Annotated in this window: 4 protein-coding genes; 1 reads left to right on the top strand and 3 read right to left on the bottom strand. The window is 67.3% G+C overall.

The window, feature by feature from the left end:
- Positions 1-113 precede the first annotated feature (113 nt).
- The gene (locus GXP39_06895; protein NOZ27764.1) at positions 114-3,008 is read right to left on the bottom strand and encodes a hypothetical protein; all 2,895 of its coding nucleotides are present in this window, start codon (positions 3,006-3,008) and stop codon (positions 114-116) included.
- Between the two features lie 241 nt (positions 3,009-3,249).
- On the opposite strand from GXP39_06895, the gene GXP39_06890 reads away from it, so the two are divergent.
- Positions 3,250-3,999 carry a 4-hydroxy-2-oxo-heptane-1,7-dioate aldolase gene (locus GXP39_06890; GenBank protein NOZ27763.1) on the top strand — a complete coding sequence of 250 codons (750 nt, stop codon included), beginning with the start codon at positions 3,250-3,252 and terminating at the stop codon, positions 3,997-3,999.
- 127 nt (positions 4,000-4,126) lie between these two features.
- Here the strand turns inward: GXP39_06890 and GXP39_06885 are convergent, their stop codons facing one another.
- Both GXP39_06885 and pbpC read right to left on the bottom strand, forming a co-directional pair.
- Positions 4,127-10,198: a hypothetical protein gene (locus GXP39_06885; GenBank protein ID NOZ27762.1), complete on the bottom strand. Its 6,072-nt coding sequence runs from the start codon at positions 10,196-10,198 to the stop codon at positions 4,127-4,129.
- Between the two features lie 64 nt (positions 10,199-10,262).
- On the bottom strand, positions 10,263-12,789 hold a 2,527-nt coding region (gene pbpC / locus GXP39_06880; protein ID NOZ27761.1), incomplete at its 5' end, for a penicillin-binding protein 1C.

Here is a 12,789-nt window from a genome sequence, read left to right as displayed (position 1 = left end):
GCTGAACAGCTGGCTGGTGGGGGCGGCGCTGAGCCTCATCGCCGTGGCCCTGACGGTCACGCTGTTGGCCCCGCCGCTGCCGACCCCCTGATCTCGTGGCGGGGCTGTGCCTCTTATTCCTCTTGGAGTTGTGAACTCCCCAGCTTGATGAGAAACGATCGGCCGCGCACGATGAGCAGCGGCAGGAATCCGGCGATCAGGCTGACGATGGCCGCGCCCCACGGCCGGGCTGCTTGCTGCAGATAGGTGGCGCCGGGTAGCCATCCCAGCCCGTACAACACGTAGGCGGCCATCCCCAACACGACGCTCCACAACGTCGTGTTCATGACCTCGTGTAGCGCCAGCCCGTTGCTGACCTGCAGCGCGTAGGTCACGACGCCCGCGATGATCACGGCCAACAGCGCCATCATGAACGCCGCCCCATCCACCCGGGGAACGGGCTGCGATGGATGGCCTGGGTTCCTGGCGGAGTCGCCCGGGGGGGCCATGGGCGTGGGAGGGCGTGTGGGCGTCGGCGTGGGGGATGGGCTGGGTGTCGGCGTCGGAATCGGCGATGCGGCGGAGGTGGGCGTGGGGCCGATGACGCTGATGATGATCGTGTCCGATTGCTCCGCGGGCCCGGCCATGGCGCTGATATGCAGCTCCCCGGCGCGTTCGAGCTTCACCGTGATCTCGGCGACGCCATCCCGCGTGGGTGCCTCCTGCCGCGGCAGCTCCAGGGACTCGCTGGGGTAGAACAGCCGGAAGGTCACCATCGTGCCGTCCGGGACGGGATTTCCGTTGTGGTCGATAATCGGCGCCGTAGCCACGCGCACCGTCTCCCCCATCTCCATGGCGATCGGCTTCCCCTCCGTCTCCGGCCCGCCGACGATGCGGAGCCCGATGGTCTGTTGCGGGGCCGGCTGCACCTGTCTGGCCAGGTCGTAATTGATCCCTGGGATGCTCACGGGCGGGCGTCCCTGCGGCGCGTATTCTCGGAACAGGATCCGCACCGCGGTCTCCAGGAAGGGGGCCGTCTTGCTGTACAGGCCGAAGTAGGCGGTCAGCTTGCTGATCTCCGTGGGATCCAGATAGTACGGCGCGCTGAAGGAGAAGACCACCAGTTTCTTGTCTCGCAGGCTTTCCGATCGGGTGCTGAGGAATTGCTTGAGGCTGTTCGATTCCGGGTTGGTGAGCTGGGCGATGTCCAGCATGGCGAAGATGATCCAGTCCGCCTCTTGCAGAAGGGCTTCCGCCTCCTCTTGTGGCGGGTCTTTGGACACCCCGAGCAGGAACGCCTTGAACTGCGCGAAGCTCAGGCTGTGCACGCGCGCTGGATCGATCTGGCCGCTGGCCTGAGGGCCGTACAGGCGCAGGATGATCGTCTCCAGGGCCAATGGATCGATGTATTTGAAGGCGGGGCAATCCTTGCACTCCTGTCCCTGGCGGGCGTCGGTGATGATGAGGATATTCTCGTCGGCCAGGGGACCGGTGGGCAGGCGATCGGCCAGCTCCTCCGGGCCGGGGTCGATGAGCGTGGCCGCGGCCTGGGCGATCTGCATGATGCGCTGGGTGCTCTGACCCACCTGCGAGAGCCCATCGGGTGCGACCAGTGCGCTCTCCAGGGAGAGCGTCGGGTACAGGTGGCGCTTCAGCCGCAGGATGCGTAGCAGCGCCGCGTCCACCCGCTCTCGAAACACCTCGTCGACGGTGTAGCGCTCCTGGAAGAAGAGGATCGTATCCTTAATGTTGGCGATCTGGGTCTCCCAGTCGTCGGTCAGGGCGAACTGGGAGAGCAGCAGGAGGTCGTTCCCCCCGGTCACGAACGCATCCAGGGCGATCTGGCGGTGGGGAAATTTCTGCAGGCTGGGATCGTAGTAGCGCCGGATGGAGGGCACGCCCAGGGCATCGGAGACCAGGAGCCCACCGGCCTCCCGCCACGCTTTGAACTCATCCAGGGCCAGGATGGTCTGGAGCTGAGGGGCCAGGCTGATGGGCGGGGTGAGCTGCCGGGTGGTGTCCTGGAAGCCGCGGTACCGCACGTGGGACGACATGAACGCCTCGGTCACGGCCGCCGCGTCATCGCCGTGGGCGACGGCCGCGAAGGGGGCCAGCTCCACCTGGCGCAGGGCGTCCAACGGCTTCTGCACGGTGGCGATCTCCTCGTCGGGCCGTCGATCGCTGGCGCCCTGTCCGGGGAAATGCTTCGCCACAGTGGCCACCCGGCCGGCGCTTCCCTCATGTACCCCGCGGATGTACGCCTGCCCCATGCGTCCGACCCAATAGGGATTGCCGCCGAAGGTGCGCGTGCCCAGGTCGCCCGGCTGGTTGATGCGCGGCGTGTCCAGCACGTCCAGCGAGGGGCCGAGCAGCAGGTTGATGCCGACGGCCGCCAGCTCCTGCCCCACGATGGTGCCCACTGTCTCGGCGGTCTCCGGATCCCATGTGGCGCCTATGGCCATGTTGTTGGGCAGCGGGGTGAAGCCGCGGCGCAGCTCGGTGTAGGGATATCCATCCCCCTCCTGGTTAATGGCGATCAACAGGGGCAATCGCACCGGGTTGGTGATGGGTGTGCTGCTCGGCGGGGGCAAAGGCTGCACCTTGGCTGCCTCCTCCGGGGCCAGCGCCTGAAGCGTGCTGAACGCCCGGTCAAAGGCCAGCCCCTGCAGCCGGTTGGTCACGATGAGGACCTGGGCGGGGGTGTCCAGCAGCTGCCCGTCGGGCCCCTCGACCGGATCGTTGCGGAAGTTCCCGTTGCGGGCCTGAAGGATAATCCCGCCGACCCGGTAGGTGCGGATCAGCTCGGCGACCTCGGAATCCGGGCCGATGTCATCCCCCTGGAAGGGGACGATGAAGAGCTGGCCCACACGGTCGGCGACGGTCATGCGCTCGATGAGGGCGTGCAGCTCCGCGTCGGGGTCGAGGGGTTCCTGCGCACGGATGGGGGAGGATATCGCGAACGAAGAGAGGAGCAATCCGAGCAGGATCAGATAGGTGGTTGCGCGTAGTCTTGCGCCGGCCGGCTTCACATCGGGCCTCCACAGCGGCTCTTATCACGGCCAGATAAGTATACTTCCTCCCCGTGTGGCCGTCAAACCCATGAGTTTGACTACCTGCTGCCATGCTCCGCCTGTGGCGGCGAGGGAGCCGCCGCCTTTTCCGCTCCATGCCCGTCTCGCCGGCGGCAGCGTGCGTTGCTGATACGATTGTGGTGTGGTACATTGATGTGGCAATTCAACAGGCTCTCTGGAAAGGACGAAGGAGGGAAAGATGCGGACGAACACGGCGAAGCGGCGGATGCTGGAAGGGAAGCCCGCCATCGGGGCCGCCATGGTGTTGGGGGCGCCCATCGTGGGAGAGGCCCTATCGCAGGCCGGATTCGATTTCGTCCTGGTGGATAACCAACACGGTTTCTGGGATGACGATGGGACCATGCTGGCCTTTCGGAGCATCTGTCTGGGAGAGGCCGTGCCCATGGCGCGAGTTCGCCAGAACGACTTCTACGCGATTGGGCGCCTGTTGGATCGGGGCGCCCTGGGCATCGTGGTCCCCATAGTGAATTCGGCGGAGGAGGCCGCGGCCGCGGCGTATGCGATGCGCTATCCCCCGCGAGGGGGACGATCGGTCGGCGCCTCCGGTGCCAGCTTTCTGGGCGAGGACTACGAATCTCGGATCAACGACGAGGTCTTCCTGGCCGTGCAGATCGAATCGATCCAGGCGGTGGAGCGGGCCGAGGAGATCCTGGCGGTGGAGGGGGTGGACGGCTGTTGGATCGGACCGGCCGATCTGAGCAATTCCATGGGGGTGGATCGGAGCACGCCGGAGGGAGCGGAGGCCGTCGAGTCGGCGATCATGCGGGTGTTAGAGGCGTGCCGTAAGACGGGCAAGATCCCGGGGATCGCGGCCGGCGATGATGCCCAGTACTGGATCGATCGGGGCTTTCTCTTCGTGACGGCCGCGAGCGACATCGGATACGTGCTGTCCGGAGCGCGAGAGACCCTGCGAGGGCTGAGGCTGTAGCCCGGCGCGAGCGTGGGGGGCGTGCAGCTGGACGGGAGGGTGCTGGACTGTGGCCCGGCGCGAGCATGGGGAGCGTGAGTTGGGATGAGAGACAGGGGCACGGCGTTCGCCGTGCCCCCGCTCGATGTTACCGGGTGATGGTGAAGACGCCGCCGTCGCTGCGGCCCCACGTCTCCGGGAAGTACATCTCATAAGCGGTGGCCGGCAGCACCAGGTAGCGACCCGGCAGGCTGGCCCGCATCTGATACGTGTACTGGTAGGTGCCCCGCGGCAGCCAGGTGACGAAGAGCACCACCTTCTCGTCCCGCAGCTCCGTGTGGTTGGGCAGCCATCGGGCCCACCAGGGCAACGGCTCCACCTCCGGCGTCGTCTCCTGCAGGCTGGGGCCCTCGTATGTCTTGCTGGTAGTGCGCAGGCTGGTGTCGATGGCCTCGGCGCCGGCCGGTAGCGGATCCTCCACCACCAGATAGTACAGGTCGCTGGGGGCGATGATGGTCAGCTCCACCTGGATCACATCGCCCACCTTCGCCTGGGCGATGGGGCGCTCGGGATCGTCCGCCAGGACGTAGCGCCGGGCGACGATCACGCCCCGCTCTCGGGCCTCGATGGCCTCCACCGGCAGGTAGTATTGCAGGTGCGTCGTGTAGTACAGCCGGCCCCGGCCGGTCTGCCCCTCCGCCGTCGACCGTCGGATCACCAGCCGATTGGCCTGATCCGCCAGCAGCTGCGCCACTCGGGCCTGCAGCACCGTCGGCTCGTCCAGGTTCTCCTGGTCGACGGTGCCGCTATCCAGCTCCTCGCCGTTCAGCGACACGCTCCACGTGTAGTCCGCCTCCAGCTCGCCGGTCGCCACCATCCAGTCGGTGAGGGCGATCAGCGACCACGCCGTTTCCTGGGTGGTCTCCCAACGTCCGGCCTTGCGGGCGCTCATCAGCCAGCGCACCACATTGGGCGTGATCCCTTCGGTGGAGCCGAACCGGGCCAGCAGATCCAGCACGATGGCCGTGGTGCGGACGTTCGTGCTCATCGCCCAGAAGTCTCGGGTCTCCTCCTCCCAGTGAGCTCCCGTCGCGCTCAGCACCGCCCGGCTGGTCAGGTCGCCGATGAGGGTATCGATGCGGGGACGCTGCCCTTCGGCGTCCATCACGCCGAACGCCAGCCCCAGGAACGCCCGCCCGTACAACCCCATCTGCTCACGCTCATCGAACAGGGCGACCGCCCGGCTGATCACGTTCTCGCCCGCCTCCGCCAGGACGTAGACGATGAAGGCTTGCTGGTTGAGCCCGGCCCGATCCAGATCGCCCGGCGCCTGGAGCTGTTCCTTCAGATAGCGAAGGCCGCGGTCGAGCACGTCCGGATCGACGGAGAACCCCGCCCGTTGCGCCTGTACCAACCCGAAGACCACGTATGCGCTGATGAAGGGGTAGCTCTGCTCCCCGCTCCACCAGCCCCAGCCGCCGTCCACGTTCTGGCGGCTGTACAGCCGTTGGAGCCCGACCCCCACCTGCTGCGGCAGCTTCTCCGCCAGGTCGGGCCGCTCGATCCCCAGCGCTTTCAGCGCCCGGTAGGTGAGCACATTGGGCAGGAAGCGGGACAGCACCTGCTCCGTGCACTCGTATGGGTAATGCTCCAGGTACCGCAGGCCCTCCTGCGTACCGGCCGCCAGCGTCGGCTCCAGCATCACCCTCAGCTCGCCCTGATCCCGCTCGGCCTCGGCAGGTAGCTGGACGATCTCCATGCGCGATCCGTCGGCCGGGACCTCGCCGCTGGTGCCCACCACCTCCGGCGTCGTGTATCGATAGACGGGCAGGGTGATCTCCACCGCGTCCCGGAGATCGTCGGCCCGGGCATCGAACAGCAGCACGACCTGGTCGCCCGGCCGCACCCGCACAGGCCAATCGACGCGCACCGCCTTCCCGGCCCCGACCTCGATCGTCTGCCGTGCCGGACCGTCGATGATCAGCCCCTGCGCCGAGAGCGTGATGGTGACCTCGCGATCGGCCTCCGTGTTGTTGTGCACCACCGCGCCCAGGTCGGCCGCGTCCCCTGCGACGAAGAACCGGGGCGCCACCGGCCGCACCAGCAGGTCCTTGGTGGCGATCACGTCCACCGTCGCCTCACCGACCAGCGTGTCGGCCGTGACCGCCTTCCCGTCCATGCGCCACGTCGTCAGGTTGTCAGGCAGTACCAGGCTGACTTGAGCCCGGCCCTGGTCGTCCGTTTGTACGGCCGGCGCCCAGAAAGCGCTGTCGGGGAACTCCCGGCGGACGGTGGGCGCCTCCCCGCCCGGGCCGCCGCCACCGCCCTTGGTCCCCTTCTGGCGTTGCTGGGCCAGGCGATCCAGGTTCATGGTCAGCGCCAGCGCTGTGCGCACGCCCACGCCTCGACGGCGATAGAAGCGTTCCACCATCGGCTCGACGTTGGAGCTGGCCAGCGCCAGCGCGGCCTTATCCACCAACGCGAGGGACAGCTCCGCCTGTACCGGACGCCCGGCGTGATCCCTGACCTCCACCGTGTACGTCAGCGGCGAGCGGGGGGCGACCTCCGTCGCGCTGGGGCGCAGCGTGATCTGCAGCTCCTTTTCCTCGACGGAGACAGGTAACTCGACATAACCCATCTTGAAGGAGGGCAATGGGTTTTGGGCGTCCTGTCCCTTCATGAGCACCACGCTTACGAAGACGTTGGGGGCGTATTCGCTGAGGATGGGGATCTCCAGCGTCTCGCTGTTCCCGGTGAGCGTGATGACTTGGTGGGAGAGGATGTGCCCGCGCTCGATGGTGAGGAGCGCTCGCACCGGCCCCTGGTAGGGGGACGGGACCAGCACTCGGGCCACATCGCCCACTCGATATTCCTTCTTGTCGGCGACCAGCTCAATCCGATCGTGGCTCTCCATGCGCCAGGGGACGAACTCGCTCGCGCGTCCGCTGACCCAGATGAAGGCGGCGCTGGTCACGGGGCGGCCCTGGTCGTCCACGGCATGGGCGCGCACGATGTATTGCCCGCCCTCCTCGGGGACCCAGGTCAGGGCCGCCTTGCCGCTCGCGTCGGTCGTCAGCGTGCGGGTGACCACCGGGGTCTCCTCGACCCGGCTGGTCCAGTAGAAGCGACCGTCCTCCCCCTTCTCTCGGACGCTGTACCACTTCGCCTGCGAGACGGTGGCGGTGATGGGCACCGAAGCGACGGGCTGGCTCTGCGGGTCCACGGTGATGAAATCCACCTGGCTGGGGCGTCCCGCCTGTACCACGTACTGGCGGGGGGCCACGCCGAGGTAGATGGCCGCCTTGTGTACGATGGCGGATGTGGACCCGGCCACCTCCTGGCCGTTCACGTCGAGAATCCGCACATCGAGGGTGAACACCTGGGATTGGTCTCGGTCGGCGATGTCGGCCGGGATGGAGAAGGTGAACCGTCCCTCCTCATCCGTCCGTCCTTGGCCTTCCGCCAGAGGCTCTCCGTAGCGGAATCGTGAAGGGCGATAGTAGTCCCATCCCTTGAAGTCCTGGAAGCTGTACCAGCCATCGCCCTGATACGGGAAGAAGTAGTCCGTGCTCAGCAGCGTCCAGCGCACCTGAGCACCTTGCACGGGGCCGCCGAAGAAGTATTTGGCCTGGACGGTGGCGTGGATGGTATCGCCCTGGACGTACTCAGGGCGGTCGGTGGCCACGTGGATCTCGTATTCCGGCTTGCGATACTCAGCCACCTGGAAGCCGGTGCTGATGAGCTGCTCTCTCCTCTTTACGGGCTGATCCGGGAGGCCGATGTGAAGGTCGATGCTGTACCATCCCAGCGCGGCCTCCTTGTCCAGGGTCAGATCGTCATAGATGGTGCCCAGCGGGCTCAGCTCCAACACCTTCCGATAGACCTGATTGCCGAAGTTGTCCTGGATCGTGACGGTGACGGGGTGTCCAGGCGCGAGCAGCCTGTACTGGGCGTCGTCGTCCAGGCGCACGATGGCCTTCCAGTGCACCGTCTGGCCCGGCCGATAGATGGGGCGGTCGGTGTAGATGTACGCGTTGACCGGACGAGGGTATCCGGTGTTCAGGTCGAAGTCCCACGGGCTGATCCCTCGCGTCCAGCTGCTCATGGTGACGGCAAAGAGGTCCTCGCCTCGTTGTCCGGCAAGGGCGTAGAGCGGCGACCAGATGCTGCGCGAGGCGAAGCTCGTGCGGAACACGCCGTCGGCGTCGGTTCGCCCCTCGATCTCCAATCCCTCCCCACCCAACAGGCGCACGGGCAGATCCGGGACGGGTTGCCCCGTCTTCAGGTCGGTGGCCCAGATCAGCGCCTCCGTGTTCGTGTGCTTCAGGGTGAGGTTCAGTTTGGAGATCACCAGGAGCTGGCGGGAGGGGCGACGGGTCTCTGTATAGCGGATCTCCGGCGCTCCCAGCTCCAGCAGGTAGAGCCCTGGGGGCAGAGGTTGCTCGTCGGCGTCGGTGAGGAACCCCTGCCAGGTGTGAAGTTCGTTGGGAGGCACGTCGACGACCACAGACCAGGCGCGCACCAGGCTCCCTCTGGGTAGCCGGAGCTGGCGCCAGGCCTCCCATTGGTCCTCGCCGGTTAGGTTCATGAAGGTGGGGACATCGATCCGGTAGAGACGGAAGTTCAGCCGGCTCACGTTGCGATAGCGTGCTGTGACCACCGTGTGGGTGTAGGCGTTGTATGTCCCCACGTTCCCGAACCCCTCCAGGTAGGCCGTGGGATCGTAGTCCCTGGTGCGGAAGCGGACGACGACGTCCCGCCCCAACGTATTGCCGTACCGGTCGCCGATGGTGCTTTTCAGCGTGACCGTGTAGGCCGTGCGCGGCTTGCGATCCCATGAGATGACCAGCCGGTTTTTGTATGTGGTGTAGTAGGTGTATACCTGGGAGGGCTCCGGCTCCACGATGATGGCGTCGGCCAGGGTCTTGGGGTCGATGGGGCTGTAGAAGTAGACCTCCATGGCGCCATAGGGGTCGGCGTTCTGGTCGCCATCCCGGGGGGTGGTGGAGCGTACGCCCGGGAGATGGATAGTGTGAAACGTGAACTTCTCCGGCTGACGGAGCGTGCCCTCGCCCTGGGCGGGGCGGGCCGTGTCCGCCAGGGTGACCACGTAGTCCGTGTTGAAGGCCAAGGGCCTGGCCGGGCGAAAGACTAGCGTGCGCCCGTCATCTTCCCAGGTGAAGCTCCCTTTTACCGGTGTGTTGTCCTTGGCCACGCGCAGCGCGAAGGCGGCCTCCGTGCTGGCGGGGTCCATGGGCAGGCTGAAGGTGATGGTGATGGGCGAGGTGGGCGACACCTGATTGGACGTGGGCGCCTTGGAGACGACCGCCGGCGCGGCCGTGGTGAAGGACCAGGTGTAATCCTCGGCCAGAACGCCGCCGGTGATGTCGGTCAGCCCGGCCGGGATCGTGACCGTATATCGGGTCGCCGCGGCCAGGGGCTCCGCCGGTCGGAAGGTGTAGATGCTGGTGTTCAGCCATTCCCCGTCGCCGGGTACCTCCGGCTCTATGCGCAGCGGTTGCGGGAGGATCCCCAGCGCGTCGGTCCCGGTGAGTGGCACCACCGGCCGGTTGAAGACGACGGTAATCGTGGTGTCCGTCGCTACCTCTTCGGCTCCGTCGACCGGCTGCGTGCTGGTCACCTCCAGGTATCCCACCGTCTGGAACCGATAGGAGAAGGGCTCCTCCAGAGGGAACCCGCTCTCGCTGCGGGCGGTGGCCTCGATGGTGATCTCGAAGGTCGTGGCGTGGGGCAGGGGCTGAGTCGGTTGGAACGTGAGCGTGTTCCCCTGCACGGTGATCTCGCCCTCCACCTGGGGCTCGATGCGGAAGGCCGCCGCGGTGGCCCTCGGGTCCATGGGCTGGTCGAAGGTGACCACGATCGGCGCCTCGGGCATCTGCTCCTCGCCGCGTTCCGGCCGCACGGACACGACAACCGGGGGCGAGACGATCAGCTCCGCTTTCGTCGAGGGCGCGCCGCTCCCCGAGGATTCGCCGCCGAGCGCACACGGGCAGCCGCCGGTGTACGGCGTGGCCGGGGTCGCGGGCGTCTCCGCCCCGGCGTCGGCGGACACGTCCGGCAGGCTGACCGTCCGTCGCGTCGGCTCGGCGGCCGGCGCGGGCGTGGCCTGCGGTGCACACGCGCTCAGGACGGGCAGCGTGGCCAATAGCAGGGTGAAGAGGATCACGGACGCTCGTCGCATGGTATGTGACCAAGGCATGATGGTTTCCTCCGGATGAATGGCAATGGCGCGTAGCAAATGGCAAATGGCGAATAGCGAAGGGTTAGCCGGGCTTCTCCACGGTGATCTCGACCGGTGGGCTCCGCAGGGATCCCCCGGTTGGGTCCGTGCCGATCGCCCGGATGATATGTCGGCCGGGGGTGAGCGGCCACCAGGCCCGTACCAGGGGGCCGGGGCCTCGCCCAACGGGCTGATCGTCTACCAGCAGCACGATCTCGGTCAGGCGACGTCCCTCGCCCGGCCGGGCGACGATCTGTATCCGTTGCATCTCGGCCGGGAGCGCGGGATCCAGCCGGTAAACGCTGCCGGGGGCCGGGTCCACGATCACCAACGGAGGCTCCATGGCCTGCTGTGCCCCATCCTGCTCCGGTCGGGCGGCGATCTCCGGGGCGTCGGCCTGCATCTCCTCCGCCTCCCCGATCTCCGGCGGTTGGGGGATGCCGTGTTGTTCGGCCCACTCCTGTAGCTCGGCCGGGAGCACCCAGAACGTTCGGTAGGCGATGTACTCCGGCGGGGTATCCGGCCCCGCCCGGCGTCCCGTCCGCATGTCGATGGCGATCTGTTGGTGCATATCATCCGGCCGGGTGGGCTCCGTGCCGGCGATGAAGATCTCCCGCCGGCGACGAGGGCACAGGTCCGTCGGCAATAGCCCTGAGTCGGCGCAGATCTCCACCTCCACCAGCCCGTCGGGGCGTGGGAACGGCTGGGCGGGACGCCCTCGCAGCGCGAGCTCCATGAAGTCGTGCCAGATGGGAGCCGCCCCGGTGACGCCGCTCACGCCGATCATCGGCTCGTTGTCCGGGTTGCCCACCCAGACGCCCGTCACCAGATCGGGCGTGTAGCCCACCGTCCAGTTGTCCCGCCAATCCGTCGTGGTGCCCGTCTTCACCGCCGCCGGGCGGGACAGGTGCAGCACGCTGCTGGCGCCGAAGCCGAGCATGCGAGCCTCGTCGTCGCTCAGGATGTCGGTGATCAGGTAGGCGACCTGCGGGGGGAGCACCTCATCGCCGGGGCGGGGGGATGGTTCGTACAGCACGTTGCCGTTCGCGTCCTCCACGCGCAGGATGGCGACGGGGTCCACCCGGCGGCCGCCGTTGGCGAAGGCGGCGTACGCGGCCGTTAGCTCCAGCAGCCGCACCTCGCCGCCGCCCAGGGTAAGCGCCAGGCCGTAGCGGTCGCTGTCGTTCAGCGTCGTGATCCCCATGCGCGTCGCCTGGGCGATGAGCGCATCCACGCCGATGTGCTGCAGCACCTTAACGGCCGGGATGTTGAGGGAGGATGCCAGCGCCTCCCGTAGCAACACGGGGCCGTGGAAATCCAGATCGTAGTTGAGGGGGATGTATGGATCGCCCTCCCGGGTGGGGAACACGGTGCGCACATCCGCCACCATGGTGGCGGGCGTGTAGACCTCGCGCCCGGCCCGGGCGGCCTGCTCCGGATCGAAGGCCACGGCGTAGGTGATGGGCTTGATGGCCGAGCCCGGCTGACGCAGCGCCAGCGCGCCGTTGACCGCCCCGTTGATGCGGGCGTCGAAATAGTCGGGGCTGCCTACCATGGCCAGGATCTCGCCGGTGCGTGGGTCCAGCGCCACCAGCGCCGCCGTGTCCACCCGAAGCTCCGGCGGCGCGTTCTCGTCCTCCTGGATCTCGCGCAGCTTCCGCCGCACAACGGACTCGGCGGTGTGTTGGAGGTCCAGATCCAGCGATGTGTACACCCGCAGCCCGCCTGCCCGTAGCCGCTCGATGCCGAACATCTCTTCCAGCAGTTCCTGGACGTACATCACGAAATGGGGGGCCTCGATGGGAAACGGGCTGGAGGCAAAGCGCAGAGGCTCGGCGGCCGCCAGATCCGCCTCCTCGGGCGTGATGTATCCGTCCTTCACCATCAGCTCTAGGACGACTCGCTGGCGCGCCGCGGCGGCTTTGGGGTGCTCCAGCGGGTTGTACATCGTGGGCGATTGGAGCAATCCGGCCAGCAGGGCGCACTCGGCCAGGTCCAGCTCGGCGACCGACTTCCCATAATAGGCCTGGGCGGCCGCCTCGATGCCATGGGCGAAGTGCCCGAAGTAGCTCTGATTCAGGTAGATGGCCAGGATCTCGTCCTTGCTGTAGCGGCGGGTGAGCCGCCAGGCCAGCCAGGCCTCACGTAGCTTGCGTGTGAGGGTGCGTCGTTGTCGCTCGGAGGGGGAGAGCAGCAGGTTGCGCACCACCTGTTGGGTGATGGTGCTGCCGCCGCTGACGATGCGCCGCTCTCGCAGGTCCTGCCACGCCGCCCGGGCGATGGCTCGCAGGTCGAAGCCCGGGTGCTGGTAGAAGCGGCTGTCCTCGGTGGCGATGACCGCCTGGCGGCAGGCCTGCGGGATGGCGGAGAGCGGGACAGGGGTGTGCTTCCCCCCCTGTGGATCGATAACCTCGTACAGCAATCGCCCGTGGCGATCGAGGATGAGGGTGCTGGGCGCGATCTGACTCTCGGCCAGCCGTTCGGGTGAGGGCAGCCCGGCCAGGATGCTGGCGACGAGGAGCCCTGCACCCACTACGAGCCCGCCGATCAACAGGAGCAGATAGTGGAAC

It is taken from the genome of Chloroflexota bacterium, assembly GCA_013152435.1.
In the GTDB taxonomy this organism is placed as follows: Bacteria; Chloroflexota; Anaerolineae; order DUEN01; family DUEN01; genus DUEN01.
Note: the sequence above shows the minus strand (reverse complement) of the source record. Positions and strands in the feature narration are given on the sequence as shown.